Origin of the sequence: Brevundimonas sp. (genome assembly GCF_035998205.1) — a bacterium.
Classification (GTDB): Bacteria; Pseudomonadota; Alphaproteobacteria; order Caulobacterales; family Caulobacteraceae; genus Brevundimonas.
The window spans coordinates 391,671-409,965 of sequence record NZ_DASYHT010000006.1; the positions used below are offsets into that span (position 1 = coordinate 391,671).

The window sequence follows — 18,295 nt, forward strand, 5'->3', positions numbered from 1 at the left end:
ATGACCGCCCTCGCCCGTCTCAACGCCCTGCCCGGGCGGTTCATCCCGCGCGACGCGGCCCTCTTGCTGCTGCGCGTCGCCATCGCCACGCCGTTCTGGCTGTCCGGCCGGACCAAGGTCGACGGCCTGCTGACGATCAATGACGGGACCCGCTTCCTGTTCGCCGAGGAGTACAGGGTGCCCGTCCTGCCGCCGGAGCTTGCGGCGCATCTGGCCACGTACGCCGAGCACCTGTTTCCGATCCTGCTCGTGCTGGGGCTGGCGACCCGCCTGTCGGCCTTGGGGCTGATCGGTATGACGCTGGTGATCCAGCTGTTCGTCTATCCCGAGGCCTGGGGCGTGCACCTGCTGTGGGCCGGGCCGCTGGTCTATCTGCTGAGCCAGGGGCCGGGCGGCTGGAGCCTCGATCGCCGGCTGGGGGTCGACTAGCGCCGCCCGCGAGGACGCTTGCCACAAGGTCGCAGGTCGGACAGGAAGGGGCGTCGGTCCCGGAGCCCTTCCCCCCATGTTCAGCGCCTTGAACCTCCAGAGCCTGCTGGGGATCGTCGTCGTCATCGCCCTGTGCTGGCTGGTGTCGGAGAACCGCAGGCTGTTCCCTTGGCGGCTGGCGATCGGGGCGGTGGCGGTGCAGGCGGCGCTGGTGCTGGCCCTGTTCGCCATTCCGGGCTCGCAAGGGGTGCTGGCGGCGATCACCGGGGCGGTGGACGGGCTGGCGGCGGCCACCCGGGTCGGGGCGCAGTTCGTGTTCGGCTACCTCGCCGGCGGGGCCCAGCCCTATGTGATCGAGAACCGGCCGGCCCTGTTCGTCTTCGCCTTCGAGGTGCTGCCGCTGATCCTGGTGATCTCGGCCCTGTCGGCCCTGCTGTGGCACTGGCATGTCCTGCGCTGGATCACCCGCGGCTTCGGCTTCCTGTTCCAGAAGACCCTGGGACTGGGCGGCGCCTCGGCGCTCGCGGTGGCGGCCAATATCTTCCTCGGCATGATCGAGAGCCCGATCGTCATCCGGGCCTATCTCGACAAGCTGACCCGCTCCGAGATCTTCCTGATGATGGTGGTCGGCCTGGCGACCGTGGCCGGCTCGACCATGGTGGCCTACGCCACCCTGCTGGCGCCGGTGCTGCCCAACGCCGCCGGTCACGTGCTGGTCGCCTCCATCGTCTCGGCTCCGGCCGGGGTGCTGCTGGCCCGCATCATCGTGCCGGAGAAGGCGGGGCAGGGTGGCGCCTTCGCCGACTACGGCTCGGCCCTGAAGTACGACTCGGCCATCGACGCCATCGTCAAGGGCACCTCCGACGGGCTGATGGTGGTGCTCAACATCTCGGCCATCCTGATCGTGTTCGTGGCCCTCGTGGCCCTCGCCAACGTCATGCTCGGCGGCTTCTGGCTGTTCGGCGAGCCGGTCACCATCGAGCGCCTGCTCGGCTATGTCTTTGCGCCGGTGGCCTGGCTGACCGGGGTCGAATGGGCCGACGCCCAGGTCGCCGGGCGGCTGCTCGGGGTGAAGCTGACCCTGACCGAGTTCGTCGCCTTCATCCAGCTGGGCGCTGTGCCGGAGGACGGCATGAGCGAGCGCACCCGCATGCTTCTGACCTACGCCCTGTGCGGCTTCGCCAACATCGGCTCGGTGGGCATCACCGTGACCGGCCTGTCGGTGCTGATCCCGGAGCGCCGCGAGGAGGTGCTGGGCCTGGTGTGGAAGGCGCTGTTCGCCGGCTTCCTCGCCACGCTGATGACGGCCTCGGTGGTCGGCGCCTTGCCGGAGTCCGTGTTCGCGCGCTAGTCCGTAGCGAATAAGGATGCGCGGCGATCCGACCGCGCCGGGAGGATGGCATGAAGCTCTACGACAGCCTGAAGGCGCCCAATCCGCGGCGCGTGCGCTGGGTCATGGCCGAGAAGGGCGTGACCGACATCGAGATCGTCCAGGTCGACATCATGTCGGGCCAGCACCGCACCCCGGAGTATCGCGCCAGCGTCGGCCTGCCCCATGTTCCGGCGCTGGAGCTGGACGACGGGACCTGCATCTCCGAGTCCCTGGCCATCTGCCGCTATCTCGAGGCCCTGTATCCCGAGCCCAACCTGTTCGGGCGCGACGCGAAGGAACAGGCCGTGATCGAGATGTGGACCCGCCGCTGCGAGTTCTACATGGCCAATCCGATGATGCTGGTGGTGCGCCACAGCCATCCGGCGCTGGCGGCGCTGGAGGCCCAGTCCCCGCAGGTGGCGGAGATGAACCGCACGACCGCCGAGAAGTTCATGAAGACGCTGGACCGCCGGCTGGCGGAGCACGAATGGATCGCCGGCGACCGCTTCAGCATCGCCGACATCGTCGCCGTGGTCGGGCTCGAGTTCGCGCGGCTGATCAAGTACCGGCCGCCGGAGGAATACGCCCACCTCGGCCGCTGGCTCGAGGCCTGCCGCGCCCGCCCGGCGGCGAAGGCGGGGATGTAGGCGTCGCCCCTCAGCCCTCGCCGGGCGTTTCGGCGAGGGGCTGGTGGGTGAAGCCCTCCGGGCCGGACACCGGTTCACGGTCGCGCTCGATCTCGACCGGGCTCAGGGCGTAGGCGGTCGCCAGCCGGGCGACCGAGACCAGGGCGTCCATGTGGATGCGCTCATAGCCGTGGCTGGCGTCGACCCCGAAGGTGATCAGGGCGGTGCGGATGTCGGCGCCGGCCTCCAGCGCCGAGGCGGAGTCCGAGCGGTAGTAGCGGAACACGTCCTTCTGGAACGGGATCTCGTGCTCGCGGGCCAGCCGCGCCAGCTTGCGGGTCAGGTGCCAGTCGAACGGGCCCGTCTGGTCGGCCATGGCCAGGGTGACGCCGAACTCGGACGAGTTCTGGCCGGGAGCCGTCGTGCCGTTGTCGATGGTCACCATGGAGGCCACGTCGGGGACGAGCACCGACGAGGCGCCCAGCCCCACCTCCTCGGCGATGGTGACGAGGAAGTAGAGATCCACCGGCGGCCTCGCGCCGGCGTCGACCAGCGCCTTCAGCGCCGCCAGCATGGCCGCCACGCCCGCCTTGTCGTCGAGATGCCGGGAGACGATGAAGCCGTTGTCGAGAAACTCCGGCTGGGGGTCGATGGCGACGATGTCGCCGACGTCGAGGCCATGGGCCAGCACATCCTCGCGGCTCGACACCGGCAGGTCCAGTCGCAGCTCGACCTGCGTCCAGGCCACCGGCTGGGTGTCCACCTCCTCGTTGAATGTGTGGCCGGAGGCCTTGAGCGGCAGGATCGTTCCGCGGGCCTGGGCATCCTCTCCGAACACGGTGCAGCGGGCGCCCTCGGCGAAGCGCGAGGACCAGTGGCCAATCGGCACCAGCTCCAGCCGGCCGGTGCCCTTGATGCGCTTGACCTGGGCGCCGAGGGTGTCGACGTGGGTGACCAGGGCGCGGGCCGAGCCCGGCTCGGCGCCGCGCAGACAGGCGCGGATGGCGCCCCGCCGGGTCAGCTCATAGTCCACCCCGAGCCGGTCCAGCTCGCCGCACAGGCGCCAGACCGCCTCGTCGGTGTAGCCGGTGGGGCTGGGGATCGCGAGCAGCCCCTGGAGCTGTTCGGCCAGCCAGGCGGCGTCGATCTCGGGCAGGGTCATGCGGCGGACGTCTCCGTCGGTTCGGCCGGTCGCGGGGCCAGCGCGACAGCGCGGGCGGCGGCGGGCATGGACAGGGGAAACAGCAGGTCGAGGAAGCGCTCGGCGGTCGGCTGCGGCTCATGGTTGGCCAGGCCGGGCCGCTCGTTGGCCTCGATGAAGGCGTAGTCGGCCTCGCGGTGGCTGCGGACCATCAGGTCGATGCCGGTCACCGGGATGTCGATAGCGCGGGCGGCGGCGACAGCAGCCCGGATCAGGGCCGGGTGCACTTCCTCGGTGACGTCATGGATGGTGCCGCCCAGGTGCAGGTTGGCGGCCTTGCGCACCTGGATGATCTCGCCCTCCGGGGCGACGTCGTCGAGGCTGTAGCCGGCGGCGGCGAGGGTGCGCTCCGTCTCGGCATCGACCGGGATGCGCGACTCCCCGCCGGTGGCGGCGGCGCGGCGGCGGCTCTGGTGCTCGATCAGGGCGCGCAGGGTCGAGCGCCCGTCGCCGGTGACCCGCGGCGGCCGGCGCACGGCGGCGGCGACCACCTTGAAGTCGATCACCACCAGTCGCAGGTCATCGCCCTCGACCTGTTCCTCGACCAGCACTTCCGGGCACAGGCTGCGGGCGGCGGCGATGGCGTCCTGGACGGCCGGCAGGGTGGTCAGGCCGACGAATACGCCCTTGCCCTGTTCGCCGCGGGCCACCTTGACCACCAGCGCCCCGTGCCGGGCCAGCCCGGCCGCCAGCGCCGGGGCGTCATTCGCATCGAAGCGCTCGGGCACGCGGACGCCGGCGGCCTCGACGATGCGCCGGGTCATGCGCTTGTCGTCGCAGATCGACAGGGCCACGGCCGAGGTCAGCTCCGACAGGCTTTCGCGGCAGCGGATCGACCGGCCGCCCCAGCTGAGCCGGAACAGGCCGCCCTCAGCGTCGAGGATGTCTGTATGGATGCCCCGGCGCCGCGCCTCATCGACGATGATGCGGGCGTAGGGGTTGAGGCCGGCGTCCTCGGCGGGCCCGACGAACAGGGCCTCGTTGATCGGGTTCTTGCGCTTGACCGCGAAGAAGCTGACCCGTCGGAAGCCGAGCTTCTCGTAGAGGGCGATGGCCTGGGCGTTGTCGTGCATGACCGACAGATCCATGTAGGCCAGCCCGTGGGTCTTGAAGTGCTCGGCCAGCCGCCGCACCAGCGCCTCGCCGATGCCTGGCTGCGAGGCCTGGGGATCGACGGCGAGACACCACAGGGACGAGCCCGCCTCCGGATCCTCGAAGGCGCGCTGATGGTTCACGCCCGTGACGGTGCCGATGATCCGGCCGGTCGCCGCGTCCTCGGCCACCAGATAGACGAGGCTACGGTCGTCGCGGTGCGACCAGACGAAATCGGCCGGCGGCTGCACCATGCGCCGGCGGGCGTAGATGGCGTTGATGGCCTCGGCGTCGGCCTCGCTGACAAGACGGCGCACCAGGAAGCCGCGCGGCTGGCGACGGCTGGCGCGATAGGTCGCCAGATCGAGCCGGAAGGTGTGCGACGGGTCGAGGAACACCTCCTGCGGCGCGCCCGCCAGCAGCACGTGCGGATTGCGGACATAGAAGGCGATGTCGCGCCGGTCCGGCCCCTCGGCGCGCAGGGCGTCGATCAGGGGTTCGGCCTTCGGAAAGGTCTGGGCGAACAGCAGCCGGCCCCAGCCGCAGTCGAGGGTGGCGTTCTCGGCCATGGGCGCGGCGCCGACGACCGGCTTGAGGCCTTCGTGGCGAAGACGTTTGAGGCGGTGCGCCTTGGACCGCCCGGCGCGCACGTCAGAGGCCATGGGTCTGCAGCCACATCTCGAGCAGGGCGACCTGCCACAGCTCCGAGCCGCGCAGCGGCGTGATGTGCGCCTTGGGCTCGGCGAACAGGCGATCGAGCCAGGCGTCGTTGAACAGGCCCCGCTCGCGCGCCGCCTGGCTGGTCAGGGCGTCCCGCGCCATCTCGAGGTACGGTCCCTCGATGTGCTTCAGGGCCGGCACCGGGAAATAGCCCTTGGGCCGGTCGATGACCTCGGACGGGATGACCTGGCGGGCGGCGGCCTTGAGCACGCCCTTGCCGCCGTCGGCCAGCTTGTGCTCGGGCGGGATGCGGGCGGCCAGCTCGACCAGCTCGTGGTCGAGGAAGGGCACCCGGGCCTCCAGCCCCCAGGCCATGGTCATGTTGTCGACCCGCTTCACCGGGTCGTCGACCAGCATCACCTGGCTGTCGAGGCGCAGCGCCTTGTCGACCGGCGTCTCGGCGCCCGGCCGCGCGAAGTGGGCCTCGACCAGCGCCCGGCTGGCGTCGTGATCGGCCAGCCAGCGGGGGTTGAGCTGGGTCGCCAGGGTGGCGTGCGGGCGGTCGAGGAAGGCCGTCGCATAGGTGTCGACCGGATCGGTCGCCCCCTGCATCGGCGGGTACCAGTGATAGCCGGCGAAGATTTCATCGGCGCCCTGGCCGGACTGGACCACCTTGATGTGCTTCGCCACCTCCTGGCTCAGCAGGTAGAAGCCGACATTGTCATAGCTGACCATCGGCTCGGACATGGCGGCGATGGTCCCGGGCAGGGCGGCCATCAGCCGGTCGTGCGGCACGAAGATCTGGTGGTGGCGGGTGTCGTAGTGCCGGGCGATCAGGTCGGACCAGGCGAACTCGTCGCCCTTCTCGCCATTGGCGGCCTCGAAGCCGACCGAGAAGGTCATCAGATCCGGCTGGCCCAGCTCGGCCAGCAGGCCGACGATCAGGCTGGAGTCGACCCCGCCGGACAGCAGCACCCCGACCGGGACGTCCGCCACCATGCGGCGTTTCACGGCCGTCTTCAGACCGTCCAGCACCTGGTCGCGCCAGTCCTCGAAGCGGCGGGTGGCGTCGCCCGGCCCCCGCGCATGCGGCGGCGACCAGTAGACCCGCTCCCGGTGCGAGCCGTCGGCCTCATAGACGCGGATCGTCGCCGGCGGGAACTTGCTGACGCCCTTGAGCAGGGTGCGCGGCGGCGGCACGACCGCGTGGAAGCTCATGTAGTGGTGCAGGGCGACCGGATCGATCGCCGTGTCGACGTCACCCCCCTTGACCAGCGCCGGCAGGCTGGAGGCGAAGCGCAGGCGGCGATCCTGCTGCGTCAGGTAGAGCGGCTTGATGCCGAAACGGTCGCGGGCCATCACCAGCCGGCCGCTGTCGCGCTCGTGGATGACGAAGGCGAACATGCCGTGGAAGCGGTCGACGCAGCGGTCGCCCCACTGGGCCCAGGCCTTGAGGATCACCTCGGTGTCGCCGTGCGAGAAGAAGCGGTGGCCGTGGGCCTCCAACTCGGCGCGCAGTTCCGGATAGTTGTAGATGCAGCCGTTGAAGGCGATGGTCAGACCCAGCCCGGCGTCGACCATCGGCTGCTGCGCCTTCTCGGACAGGTCGATGATTTTCAGCCGCCGGTGGCCGAGGCCGACCGGCCCCCGCAGCACCACACCCGATCCGTCAGGTCCCCGCGGCGAGAGCGCGTCCGTCATCCGTTGCAGCGCGCCGGCGTCCGCCGGGCGACCGTCGAAATTGATCTCGCCGCTCAAGCCGCACATGGGGCATCCTTGTGTTGTTGAAGATGCGTGCACAAATAGTTTGCACACGAAGGATTACAACCCGAATGGCCACGCCTGGTTCAGAAGTCGTTGCGGCGGGCGTGGCGCCTGAACGCGCCGCGGACCCGATCGATCCCTCGGTCACCCTTCTGCGATCCCTGCGTCGGGTGGCCCAGGCGATCGATGTGCGGTCGCGCGAGATCGCCCGCCTGACCGGCCTGACCCTGCCGCAGCTGATCGTGCTGCAGGCGGTGCGCAGTCTCGGCGAGGTCACCACCGTGCAGGTCTCGCGCGAGGCGGCGATGTCCGCCCCGACGGTGGTGGCGGTGCTCGACAAGCTGGAGGCCAAGGGGCTGGTGGAACGCTACCGCTCCACCCGCGACCGGCGCATCGTGCACGCCCGCCTGACCGGGGCCGGGGAAGAGGCGCTGTCGACCGCGCCGGATCTGTTGCAGCCGGGCTTCATGGCCGCGTTCCGGGCCCTGCCCGAGGAGGACCGTCAGTCGCTGGCCGACGCCATCAGCCGTATCGCCGTCCTGATGGCCCCGACCGGGGAGGCGGTCAGTTCCGCCACTCGCTGAGGGTGGCCCCGGCGGCGTCGGTGAAGGCGACGCGGTCGATCTCGACCGCCGCGATACACGTCGGCCGCTGATCCGGCCCCGAGGCGGCGCAGCGGATGGCGCGCCCGTCGGCGAAGCTGGTCAGCCGGCCCGAGACCACGAGGCGATAGCCGCCGGCCGGGGCGGGCGTCGGCGCGCCGTCGGCCTGGCTGCGCACCACATGGCTGTAGGCGCGGCCGTCGCGCCGGTTCACCCGCGAGCCGCCCTCGGGAAAGATCACGGCCAGGCCGTAGACCTGGGGGCTGACCCCGGCGGGCATGAGGGGATCGAACGGCGTCGCCGGGCAGGCGGGCGTGCGCAGCCAGGGCCGGGTCAGCCACAGGCCCTCGACCGCCTCCGCCTCCGGCGCCGCCTGCCGGATCAGGCCGGTCTGCGCCCAGTCGGCGGGGGTCAGGCTCAGGGAGACGGCGTCCCCGGCGGTGCGGCTGGTCCCGGCGAGCCCCGGTGGCGGCGCCGCCGCGGCCGGGGCCGTGCAGCCGAACGCCTGCACGAGGTTGAACTGGCGACCGGCCACGCGCGGCGTCGGGGGCGCGGCGCGACCCTCGGCGAAGGCGGAGGCGGCGGCGTCGAAGGCGGCGATGAGGTCGGCGCGGGTCATCGGCGCGATCTGGACCACGGGCGGCGCAGGGGCCTCGACCGGGGTCGCCGGAACCGGCTCCGGCGGCGCCTCCGTCGGCCGGTCGCAGGCGGCGAGGCCGAGAAGGCCGGACAGGACGACGGCTGCCGCAGCGGGAGTCCGGAAAGCAGGCATGGGGCAGCCTAACACGTCGATCCCGCATGTGAACCGGTTGACGTGGACGCCGACGCACTGACTATCGGGCATGACTTTCGAGCAAATGGCTGCGCTTGGCGTTCTGGCCGCAGTGGTCTTCGGGCTGGTGCAGGGCCGGTTGCGCGCCGACGTCGTCGCCCTGACCGGCGCGGCAGTGCTGCTGGTCACCGGGGTGGTGCGCCCGGTCGAGGTGCAGGAGGCCTTCGCCTCGCCCGCCATCGTCGCGCTCGCCTCGCTGTTCGTGCTGGCCTACGCCATCGAGCTGTCCGGTTTTCTCGGCCTGCTGATCCGCATGGGGGCCCGGCTGTGCGCCCGCATCGGCGCCGCCGGGCTGTGGCTGGTGATCGGGCTCTGCGGCGGCGCCTCCGCCTTCCTCAACAACACGCCGATCGTGGTGCTGGCGGCCCCGGTGGTGAAGGACGTCGCCGGGTCGCTGAACCTCGATCCCAAGCGGTTTCTGATCCCGTTGTCCTATGTGACCATCATGGGCGGCGCCTGCACCCTGATCGGCACCTCGACCAATCTGCTGGTCAACGACATGGCGCGCAGCGCCGGCCAGCCGGTGTTCAGCATGTTCGAGATCACCCCGGTCGGCCTCGTCATCGCTGTTGTGGGCGGGCTCTATCTCTACTTCCTCGGCGGGCGGCTGCTGGCGCCGGCACGCGACAGGGCCGAGCCGGCTCCAAACCGCGTCCAGACCGGCGACGGACTGCTCGGCGACCTGAAGCTGTTCAAGGTCGACAAGCCGCTGGATCGCCGCAAGGCGGTCCTGTCGGTCGGGGTGTTCGTCGCTGTGGTCACCACCGCCGCGCTGGGCTGGGCGCCGATCGCGGCGGCGGCCTTCGCCGGGGCGGTGCTGCTCATCCTCATCGGCGTCATCACCCCGGACGAGGCCTATGCCGGGCTGCGGCCCGAAGTGCTGCTGCTGATCGCCGGCATGGTGGTGGTCGGCCTGTCGATCGAGCTCACCGGGCTGGCGGCGTCCGGCGCCTCGGCCCTGATCGAGGTGATCCGGCCGCTGGGGCCGCTCGGCGCGCTGATCATCCTCTATGGCGTGACCCTGTTCGCCACCGAGCTGCTGTCCAACGCTGCCGTGGCCGTGCTGCTGACGCCCATCGCCGTCGCCCTGGCCGAGAGCCTCGGGGTCGACCCGCGGCCGTTCCTCGTCACCATCATGATGGCCGCCAGCGCCGCCTTCGCCACCCCGTTCGGCTACCAGACCAATGTGCTGGTCTATGAGACCGGCGGTTACACCTACATGGACTTCCTGCGCATCGGCGTGCCGCTGAACCTGATCAGCTGGGTCGCCGGGGCCCTGGCCATCCCGGTGTTCTTCCCGTTCTAGGCCGGGCGGCGCTTCTCGAACTTCCGGATCACCCCGGAATAGGTCATCAGCACCCGTTCGCCGGTCTGGATCTGGCCGCGCACGAAGATCAGGCTCTTGCCGGCGCGCACCACCTCGCCGGTCGCCTCGACCAGCTCGCCGACATAGGCTCCGTCGATGAAGGTCGAGTCGAGCTGGACCGTCACGCCCGAGGCGCCTTCCATCTCCTGATAGGCGGTCTGGAACAGGGCGATGTCGGCGAAGGTCATCAGACAGCCGCCGTGCATCCGCCCGCCGGCGTTCATGTGCTTGGGCTCGGCGCGGAAGGCGCAGCGCATGCGCCCGTCCGGATCGGGCCGGAAGTAGAACGGCCCGACCACCTGATCGAAGGTCCCGTGCACATCGTACATCTGCCAGCCGGCGAATTCTCCCTCGGCGACGGTGATCTTGGCGACCATGGACGGTTCCCCTTCATGCTGCGGTGCGGGATATAGGCCCTATGAGCGATCCGATCGAAGCCGTCATTCTCGAAAAACTGTCCGAACGCGACGCGGGCAAGAGCATCTGTCCGTCCGAGGCCGCCAAGGCGCTCGATCCCGAGGGCTGGCGACGCCAGCTGGGCCGGGTCAAGGCCACCGCCATCGGCATGGCGCGGCAGGGCCGTCTGGTCATCACCAAGAAGGGCAAGCCGGTCGATCCGGACGACTTCAAGGGCGTGGTCCGGCTTCGCTTGCCGCTGCCGGGCGAGGGGACCACATCGTCGGAGGCATGAGCCTCGACGCCGTCCTTGAGGAAATCCGCGCCTGCCAGGCCTGCGCCGGCGAGCTGGCGCACGCGCCCCGCCCGGTCGTGCGCGTCTTCCCGGAGACGCGGCTGCTGATCTGCGGCCAGGCCCCGGGCCGGCGGGTGCACGAGAGCGGCCTGCCCTTCACCGACCCGTCCGGCGACCGGCTGCGCCGCTGGCTGGGCGTCGACGCCGACACCTTCTATGGCGATCGCCGCATCGGCGTGGCCGCCCAGGCCTTCTGCTATCCGGGCACCGCGGCGAAGGGCGGCGACTATCCGCCGCCGAAACGGTGCGCCCGGCTGTGGCGGCCGCGGCTGCTCGGCGAGCTGAAGCAGGTGGAGCTGACCCTGCTGGTCGGCGGCCATGCCCAGGCCTGGGCGCTGGGGGCGCGGGCCGGCCCCGCCATGACGGACACGGTGCGGGCCTGGCGCGACTACCTGCCTGACGTCCTGCCCCTGCCGCATCCGTCATGGCGCAACACGGCGTGGCTGAAGCGCGAGCCGTGGTTCGAGGCCGAGGTCGTGCCCTGGCTGCAGTCCCGAGTGCGGGCGCTGCTCACATGAACCGCCGCGCCCTCCTGGCTGCAGGTCTGGCGGCGCCGCTGGCCGCCGCCTGCGCGCCGACGGTGCAGCCGCGGCTGACCCCGCTCCCGGGCTTCGGCGGGCCGCGGCTGGAGGCCGGCGCCGTCATCATGGAGGACGGGGCGCGACTGCCGCTGCGCGCCTGGAGGCCGACCGAGGGGCCGACCTGGGCGGCGCTGGTCTGTCTGCACGGGATGAACGACCACGGCATGGCCTTCCACCTCGCCGGACCGTGGTGGGCGGCGCGCGGCGTCGCCGTCTACGCTCCCGACCAGCGCGGTTTCGGCGCCGCCCCTGGCCGTGGCGTCTGGGCGGGCCCGGAGCGCATGGTCGAGGACCTGCGCCAGATCACCGCGCTGGTCCGGGCGCGTCATCCGACGGCGACGATCGGCGTGGCGGGCGAGAGCATGGGCGGAGCGGTGGCCATCACCGCCTTCACCTCGGATCGGCCGCCGGACGCGGACCGGCTGGTGCTGCTGGCCCCGGCGGTGTGGGGCTGGTCCAGCCAGCCCTGGGCCAGTCGCGCCAGCCTGTGGCTGGCGGCGCGGCTGATGGGCGGGGTCGCCGCCTCGCCGCCGGACTGGGCGGTGCGCGACATCCTGGCCACCGACAATCTGCCGGAGCTGCGGCGCATGGGCCGCGACCCCGGCATGATCTTCGAGACCCGCTTCGACACCCTGCACGGACTGGTCAGCCTGATGGAAGGGGCGAGCCGGCGGCTGGGGGCGCTGCCGGGCCCGGCCCTGCTGGCCTATGGCGGGCGCGACCAGATCATCCCGCCGGCGGCCATGGCCCGGGCGCTGGCGGCGGCCGGGGCGGCGCCCGGCCTGACCACCGCCTTCTATTCCGAAGGGCGGCACCTGCTCGTGCGCGACCTCGACCGGGCGCGGGTGATGGGCGACGTGCTCGGCTTCCTGCGCGATCCGGCCCGACCTCTGCCCTCGGGCCCGGTTGCGGTCGGCGCCGCCCTCGCAGCCCGGGCCGCCGCCGGACCTTAACGCCCCGTTTACCGGCGGGCGGCAGTTTCTGCCTAGCGGGCGTCAGCAGTTCCCGCGAGGGTTCAGGGCGGGGCGCGTGGGCGGCTTCACGGCGGCGATCCAGAGATTCGGTATTGGTCGCCTCGCGGCCATCCTCGGCGTGGCGGCGGGCGTCGCGGCGGTGCTGGTGGCTGTCATGCTGCGCATCGGCCAGGCGCCGGACGCCCTGCTGTACTCCAACCTCGACCTGCGCGAGGCTGGCGAGATCACCGCCGCTCTCGGCCAGGCCGGCATCAAATACTCTACCCGCGGCGACGGCTCGACCATCATGGTCAACCGCGACGAGGTCGGCACCGCCCGGCTGATGCTGGCCGAGCGCGGCCTCGTGACGTCCGGCTCGGTGGGCTACGAGCTGTTCGACAACCAGTCGGTGCTGGGCCAGACCGAGTTCCAGCAGCAGCTCAACGAGCAGCGGGCCCTGCAGGGCGAGCTGGCGCGGACCCTGATGTCGATCCGCGGCGTCAACTCGGCCCGGGTGCACATCACCCGGCCGCAGCGCGAGCTGTTCCAGTCGCAGGCGCCCGAGCCTACTGCGGCGGTCGTCGTCGGCGTCGGCGGCCGCGACCTGACGGCGGATCAGGTCCGGGCCATCCGCAACCTGATCGCCTCGTCGGTGCCGGGCCTGAAGCCCGAGCGGGTCACGGTGCTGGACGAGAACAACCGCACCCTCGCCGCCGGGGCCGAGGGCGACGGGTTCAGCGGCGCGAGCGCCGAGGAGGCCAAGGCCTCGACCGAGGCGCAGCTGCAGGCGCGGATCAAGGACATCGTCGAGGGCGTGGTCGGGGCCGGGGCGGCCCGCGTTCAGGTCACCGCCGAGATCGACCACAGCCGCTCGACCACCCAGGAACAGCGCTTCGACCCGGACGGCCAGGTGGTGCGCTCGGTCTCGACCAACGGGGCGGAGAACCAGGAGACCAGCGGTCTTGCGGATGGCGCCGCCACCGCCGCCAACAACATTCCGGGCGGTCAGGCCCCCAACCAGACCCCGCTCGGCTCGACCTCGACCGAGAGCACCGAGACCACCAACTACGAGATCTCCAACACCACCACGACGACCATCCGCGAGCCGGGCGAGGTCAAGCGGCTGGCGGTGGCGGTCGCCGTCGACGGCGTCTGGACCCCGGGCGAGAACGGCGCCGAGCCGACCTATGCCGCCCGCTCCGAGGAGGAGATGCAGCAGATCACGGCGCTGGTGCGCTCAGCGGTCGGCTTCAACGAGGAGCGCGGCGACACGGTCGAGGTCGTCAATGTCCGCTTCTCGCGCCAGACCTCGGCCATCGGCGGCACCGACGGCGGCTCCCCCCTGACCAACTTCACCACCAGCGACATCATGCGCGGCGTCGAGCTGCTGGTGCTGCTGCTCACCGGTCTGCTGCTGATCTTCTTCGTCCTGCGGCCGCTGCTGAAGACGGCGGGCGGCGGCGGTCGCGGCGGCGGCGGCGAGGCGGGCCCGGGGGCCACCATGCTGCAGACCCAGGTGGTCGGCCCCGGCGGCGAGGTGCTGCCCGGCGCGCCGGGCGCCGGCCTGCTCCCCGCGCCGTCCCAGGTGGAGCAGCGCATCGACATGGCCCGCATCGAGGGCCAGGTGAAGGCGTCCTCGGTCAAGCGCGTGGCCGAGTTCGTCGAGAAGCATCCCGATGAGTCGGTGGCGATCATCCGCAGCTGGGTGGCCGAGGGCTGATGGCGCGGATGGCGGGAAAGAAGGGGCCCATTGACGACCCGAGCAAACTCACCGGGCCTGAAAAGGCCGCGGTGATCCTGCTCGCGCTCGGCGAGGATCACGCCCACATCTGGGAAAACCTCGACGAGGAGGAGATCAAGGAGGTCTCCCAGGCCATGGCCGGTCTGGGCGCCGTCGCGGCCGAGACCGTCGAGCAGCTGCTGGTCGAGTTTGTCTCGGGCATGAGCGGCTCGGGCACGGTGATGGGCAGCTACGAGCAGACCCAGCGCCTGCTCGCCGCCTTCATGCCGGCGGACCGGGTCGAGGCCCTGATGGAGGAGATCCGCGGCCCCGCGGGTCGCACCATGTGGGACAAGCTCGGCAATGTGAACGAGGCCGTGCTCGCCAACTATCTGAAGAACGAATACCCCCAGACGGTCGCGGTGGTGCTGTCCAAGGTGAAGGCCGACCACGCCGCCCGCGTGCTGACCGCCCTGCCCGAGGACTTCGCCCTCGAGTGCGTGCAGCGCATGCTGCGCATGGAGCCCGTGCAGCGCGACATCCTCGACAAGATCGAGCAGACCCTGCGCACCGAGTTCATGTCGAACCTGGCGCGCACCTCCAAGCGCGACAGCCATGAGCTGATGGCGGAGATCTTCAACAGCTTCGACCGTCAGACCGAGGCCCGTTTCATCGGCGCGCTGGAAGAGACCAACCGCGAGGCGGCGGAGCGCATCCGCGCCCTGATGTTCGTGTTCGAGGACCTCGGCAAGCTGGACCCGGGCGGCATCCAGACCCTGCTGCGCGCGGTCGAGAAGGACCAGCTGGGACTCGCCCTGAAGGGGTCGTCCGAGACCCTGCGCGAGCTGTTCTTCTCCAACATGTCCGAGCGCGCCGCCAAGATCATGCGCGAAGACATGGGGGCCATGGGGCCGGTGCGCCTCAAGGACGTCGACGGGGCCCAGATGGCCATGGTGCAGGTGGCCAAGGACCTCGCGGCGCGCGGGGAGATCATGCTGGTCGGCCAGAGCAACGACGACGAGCTGATCTACTGACATGACCCAGCCCAACGCCTTCAGCTTCGATACCGAGTTCTCCGACAGCGGCGAGGTGCTGCGCGCCTCGACCTACCGGCCGCTGAAGCGCGCCTATGCGCCGACCGAGGTCGAGGCGATGCTGGCCCAGGCCCGGGCCGAGACGCGCACCGCCACCCTGGCCGAGGCCGAGGGGCTGCGCGCCCAGGCCCTGGCGACGATCGCCCAGACCCTCGTCCAGTCCGCGCCGGCGCTGCAGGCGGTGGCGGAGCGCCACCGCGCCGAGTCCGCCGACCTCGCGATCGTCGCGGCGCGGGTGCTGGCCGGCGCCGCCCTGGCCCGCTTCCCGCATGGCCCGCTGAAGACCGCGCTCGAAACCCTGGCCGAGGAGGTCGAGGCCTCGCCCCGGCTGGTGGTCAGCGCCGCCGGCCTTGACGACGAGGGCCGCGCGGAGATCACCCGCCTGTGCGCCGAGGCCGGCGTCCAGGGCCTGGTGGTGTTCCGCGACGAGCCCGGCCTGCCGCCGGCGGCCTTCGTGCTCGAATGGGCCGACGGCCGCGCCGCCTACGACCCCGCCGGGGTCGAATCCCGCATGCGTGAGGCCCTCGAGGCGGCGCTCGCCGCCGAGGCGGGCCATGCCGAGGCGCTGTCCGCGCCGCCGAGCGAAGGAGCCTTCTGATGCCGACCGATGATCTGAGCCTCGAGGAGTTCGCGCCCGGAACGGCCGTGGCCGCGGCCGACGACGCGGGCGAGAAGTCCGCCACCGACCTTGCGCCGGTGTTCGACGTCCCGGTCAACATCTCGGCGGTGCTGGGCAAGGCGCACATGACCGTGTCGCAACTGCTCAAGCTCAACCGCGGCAGCGTCCTGGAGCTGGACCGCCGGGTCGGCGAGGCGATCGACATCTTCGTCAACAACCGGCTCGTCGCCCGCGGCGAGGTGGTGGTGGTCGAGGACCGGCTGGGCGTGACCATGACGGAAATCATCAAGACCGAGGATCTGGGCGCCTGATCGGCGACCGGCGTACGGATTAGAGGAGACGACCCATGCGGCTTCTGGTGGTCGGCAGACTGAGCGGACAGCTCGCCAGCGCGGTGAAGATGGCCATGGCCCACGGGGCCAAGGTCAATCACGTCGAACGCGGCGACCAGGCCACGGAGCAGCTGCGCCGCGGGCAGGGCGCCGACCTGCTGATGGTCGACTACCGCGTCGACATCGCCGCCCTCATCGCCGCCAACGAGGCCGAGCGCATCCATGTGCCGGTGGTGGCCTGCGGCGTCGACGCCGACGCCCGCGACGCCGCCAACGCCATCCGCGCCGGGGCCAAGGAGTTCATCCCGCTGCCCCCCGAGGCCGACCTGATCGCGGCGGTGCTGGCGGCTGTGGCCGACGACGAGCGTCCGCTGGTCTCGGCCGACCCCTCGATGCAGGCGGTGATCAAGCTCGCCGACCAGGTGGCCCGCTCGGAAGCGTCGATCCTGATCACCGGCGAAAGCGGCGTCGGCAAGGAGGTGATGGCGCGCTATCTGCACACCCACTCGCGCCGCGCCGACCGGCCCTTCATCAGCGTCAACTGCGCCGCCATCCCGGACAATCTGCTGGAGTCCGAGCTGTTCGGGCACGAGAAGGGCGCCTTCACCGGGGCCGTGGCCCGCCGCGTCGGCAAGTTCGAGGAGGCCGACGGCGGCACCCTGCTGCTCGACGAAATCAGCGAGATGGACGCGCGTCTGCAGGCCAAGCTGCTGCGCGCCCTGCAGGAGCGGGTGATCGACCGGGTCGGCGGCACCAAGCCGGTCAAGGTCGACATCCGGGTCATCGCCACCTCCAACCGCGACCTGGCCCGGGCGGTGTCCGAAGGGACCTTCCGCGAGGACCTGCTGTACCGCCTGAACGTGGTCAATCTGCGTCTGCCCAGCCTGCGCGAGCGCCCCGGCGACATCGCCGTGCTGGCCGACCACTTCATCAAGAAGTACGCGGCGGCCAATGGCGTGCCGCCGCGGCCGCTGTCGTCTCCCGCCCGTGAGGCCCTGACCCGCCACCGCTGGCCGGGCAACGTCCGTGAGCTGGAGAACGCCATGCACCGGGCGGTGCTGCTGGCGACCGGCGCGGAGATCGACGTCGAGGCCATCCGCCTGCCGGACGGCCAGCCGCTGGCGGGGCTGACCGGAGCGACCCCGGCGGTGACCGGCGTGGTCGGTCATGCGGCCCAGGCGGCCGAGACGGTGACCCGCGCCTTCGTCGGCCAGACCGTGGCCGAGATGGAGAAGGTGCTGATCCTCGACACCCTGAAGCACTGCCTCGGCAACCGCACGCACGCGGCCAACATCCTCGGCATCTCGATCCGCACCCTGCGCAACAAGCTGAACGAATACGCCCAGGAGGGGCTCGACATCCCGGCGCCGCAGAGCGGCGTCGCGGCGGCGGGCTGAGGCGCGACCGGATGGACCGCAGGGGCGTCCTCACCGGCCTGTCGGCGCTCGGCGTGGTCGCCTGCTCGCGTCCCGGGGCTTCGGCCGCCGCGCCGTCTGCGCCCGAGCCGATCGACCTGTCGGCGCTGGAGGCGCGCGATGGCGGCCGGCTGGGCTTTGTCGCCCATGACACAGGCACGGGCCGCGTGCTGGCCTGGCGCGGCGACGAGCGCTTCGTCTACTGCTCGACCTTCAAGCTGTTCCTCGCCGCCGCGACCCTTCTGCGGGTACAGGCCGGCGAGGAGCGGCTGGACCGGCGGATCCCGGTCACCGCCGACGACATGGTCACCCATGCCCCGGTCACCGGCCCGGCGGTAGGCGGCGCCCTGAGCGTCGAGGCGCTGATGGAGGCGACGGTCGAGGTCAGCGACAACCCCGCCGCCAATCTACTGCTCACTGCGATGGGCGGGCTGGAGCCGATGCGCGCCTTCTATCGCGGGCTCGGCGACGCCGACACGCGCGTCGATCGTTTCGAGCCGGAGATGAACCGTCTGGACGGCGACATGGACACGATCCGGCCGCTCAACGGCGCCGCCAATCTGAAGCGCTTGCTGATCGACCCGGCCACGCCGCTGTCGGCCGCGCACAAGGCCCTGCTCCTGCGCTGGCTGATCGACACCCCCACCGGCGCGGCCCGCATCAAGGCGGGCGTCCCGACCGACTGGGTCGTGGCGCACAAGACCGGCACCGGAGGCTACGGCCCGACCAACGACATCGGCATTCTGTATCCGCCGACCGGCGCGCCCGTGATCATCGCCGCCTACCACCATGGCGCCCGCGAGACGCCGGCGAACCGCAACGAGGCGGTGATCGCCGAGGCGACGCGGCAGGCGCTGACGGAGCTGGGCCGGGCATGACCGACACG

General features: G+C 71.4%; 19 protein-coding genes. 14 read left to right on the plus strand and 5 right to left on the minus strand.

Annotation, left to right across the window (positions count from 1 at the left end; genetic code table 11):
• The 3 genes from VGN74_RS11820 to VGN74_RS11830 all read left to right on the plus strand — a co-directional run bounded on the left by VGN74_RS11820 (window position 1) and on the right by VGN74_RS11830 (window position 2,448).
• The gene (locus VGN74_RS11820) at window positions 1-429 is read left to right on the plus strand and encodes a DoxX family protein (RefSeq protein WP_327448421.1); all 429 of its coding nucleotides are present in this window, start codon (window positions 1-3) and stop codon (window positions 427-429) included.
• A 76-nt stretch (window positions 430-505) separates the two neighbouring features.
• The gene (locus VGN74_RS11825) at window positions 506-1,780 is read left to right on the plus strand and encodes a NupC/NupG family nucleoside CNT transporter (protein WP_327448422.1); all 1,275 of its coding nucleotides are present in this window, start codon (window positions 506-508) and stop codon (window positions 1,778-1,780) included.
• Window positions 1,781-1,830: 50 nt separating this feature from the next.
• Window positions 1,831-2,448 carry a glutathione S-transferase gene (locus VGN74_RS11830; protein ID WP_327448424.1) on the plus strand — a complete coding sequence of 206 codons (618 nt, stop codon included), beginning with the start codon at window positions 1,831-1,833 and terminating at the stop codon, window positions 2,446-2,448.
• A 10-nt stretch (window positions 2,449-2,458) separates the two neighbouring features.
• Here VGN74_RS11830 and VGN74_RS11835 read toward each other — a convergent pair whose 3' ends face one another.
• From VGN74_RS11835 to VGN74_RS11845, 3 genes are read right to left on the minus strand one after another with little or no spacing between them, the layout of a single operon-like run.
• Entirely contained in the window at window positions 2,459-3,589 is a 1,131-nt protein-coding gene (locus tag VGN74_RS11835) for an osmoprotectant NAGGN system M42 family peptidase (RefSeq protein ID WP_327448425.1), read from the minus strand.
• On the minus strand, window positions 3,586-5,382 hold the full coding sequence (ngg, locus tag VGN74_RS11840; RefSeq protein WP_327448426.1) for an N-acetylglutaminylglutamine synthetase: 1,797 nt from the start codon (window positions 5,380-5,382) through the stop codon (window positions 3,586-3,588). The genes VGN74_RS11835 and ngg overlap by 4 nt, the downstream gene beginning before the upstream one ends.
• Entirely contained in the window at window positions 5,372-7,147 is a 1,776-nt protein-coding gene (locus tag VGN74_RS11845; protein WP_327448429.1) for an N-acetylglutaminylglutamine amidotransferase, read from the minus strand. The genes ngg and VGN74_RS11845 overlap by 11 nt, the downstream gene beginning before the upstream one ends.
• 101 nt (window positions 7,148-7,248) lie before the next feature.
• Here VGN74_RS11845 and VGN74_RS11850 point away from each other — a divergent pair, with 101 nt between their 5' ends.
• Entirely contained in the window at window positions 7,249-7,728 is a 480-nt protein-coding gene (locus VGN74_RS11850) for a MarR family winged helix-turn-helix transcriptional regulator (protein ID WP_327448431.1), read from the plus strand.
• Here VGN74_RS11850 and VGN74_RS11855 read toward each other — a convergent pair.
• The gene (locus tag VGN74_RS11855; RefSeq protein ID WP_327448433.1) at window positions 7,709-8,518 is read right to left on the minus strand and encodes a hypothetical protein; all 810 of its coding nucleotides are present in this window, start codon (window positions 8,516-8,518) and stop codon (window positions 7,709-7,711) included. The two genes, VGN74_RS11850 and VGN74_RS11855, sit on opposite strands and share 20 nt — an antisense overlap.
• 70 nt (window positions 8,519-8,588) lie before the next feature.
• On the opposite strand from VGN74_RS11855, the gene VGN74_RS11860 reads away from it, so the two are divergent.
• Complete coding sequence (locus VGN74_RS11860; protein WP_327448435.1) at window positions 8,589-9,884, plus strand: SLC13 family permease; 1,296 nt, start codon at window positions 8,589-8,591, stop codon at window positions 9,882-9,884.
• Here VGN74_RS11860 and VGN74_RS11865 read toward each other — a convergent pair.
• On the minus strand, window positions 9,881-10,321 hold the full coding sequence (locus VGN74_RS11865) for a PaaI family thioesterase (protein WP_327448437.1): 441 nt from the start codon (window positions 10,319-10,321) through the stop codon (window positions 9,881-9,883). The genes VGN74_RS11860 and VGN74_RS11865 overlap by 4 nt on opposite strands.
• Window positions 10,322-10,362: 41 nt before the next feature.
• Here VGN74_RS11865 and VGN74_RS11870 point away from each other — a divergent pair, with 41 nt between their 5' ends.
• The 9 genes from VGN74_RS11870 to bla all read left to right on the plus strand — a co-directional run bounded on the left by VGN74_RS11870 (window position 10,363) and on the right by bla (window position 18,287).
• Entirely contained in the window at window positions 10,363-10,635 is a 273-nt protein-coding gene (locus VGN74_RS11870) for a DUF3253 domain-containing protein (RefSeq protein WP_327448439.1), read from the plus strand.
• Window positions 10,632-11,213 (plus strand): uracil-DNA glycosylase family protein, encoded by a 582-nt coding sequence (locus VGN74_RS11875; RefSeq protein WP_327448441.1) that lies wholly within the window; start codon window positions 10,632-10,634, stop codon window positions 11,211-11,213. The genes VGN74_RS11870 and VGN74_RS11875 overlap by 4 nt, the downstream gene beginning before the upstream one ends.
• Window positions 11,210-12,229, plus strand: a complete 1,020-nt coding sequence (locus VGN74_RS11880; protein WP_327448443.1) for an alpha/beta fold hydrolase — start codon at window positions 11,210-11,212, stop codon at window positions 12,227-12,229. Before VGN74_RS11875 ends, VGN74_RS11880 begins: the two co-directional genes overlap by 4 nt.
• Before the next feature lie 76 nt (window positions 12,230-12,305).
• Complete coding sequence (gene fliF / locus VGN74_RS11885) at window positions 12,306-13,949, plus strand: flagellar basal-body MS-ring/collar protein FliF (RefSeq protein WP_327448445.1); 1,644 nt, start codon at window positions 12,306-12,308, stop codon at window positions 13,947-13,949.
• 8 nt (window positions 13,950-13,957) lie between these two features.
• Window positions 13,958-14,983, plus strand: coding sequence for a flagellar motor switch protein FliG (gene fliG, locus VGN74_RS11890; RefSeq protein ID WP_327448447.1), 1,026 nt, complete (start codon window positions 13,958-13,960; stop codon window positions 14,981-14,983).
• 1 nt (window position 14,984) lies between these two features.
• Entirely contained in the window at window positions 14,985-15,641 is a 657-nt protein-coding gene (locus VGN74_RS11895; protein WP_327448449.1) for a flagellar assembly protein FlbE, read from the plus strand.
• Window positions 15,641-15,973 (plus strand): flagellar motor switch protein FliN, encoded by a 333-nt coding sequence (gene fliN, locus VGN74_RS11900; protein WP_327448451.1) that lies wholly within the window; start codon window positions 15,641-15,643, stop codon window positions 15,971-15,973. Before VGN74_RS11895 ends, fliN begins: the two co-directional genes overlap by 1 nt.
• Window positions 15,974-16,008: 35 nt before the next feature.
• Complete coding sequence (locus VGN74_RS11905) at window positions 16,009-17,391, plus strand: sigma-54 dependent transcriptional regulator (RefSeq protein ID WP_327448453.1); 1,383 nt, start codon at window positions 16,009-16,011, stop codon at window positions 17,389-17,391.
• An 11-nt stretch (window positions 17,392-17,402) separates the two neighbouring features.
• Window positions 17,403-18,287, plus strand: a complete 885-nt coding sequence (gene bla / locus VGN74_RS11910) for a class A beta-lactamase (protein WP_327448455.1) — start codon at window positions 17,403-17,405, stop codon at window positions 18,285-18,287.
• Window positions 18,288-18,295 lie beyond the last annotated feature (8 nt).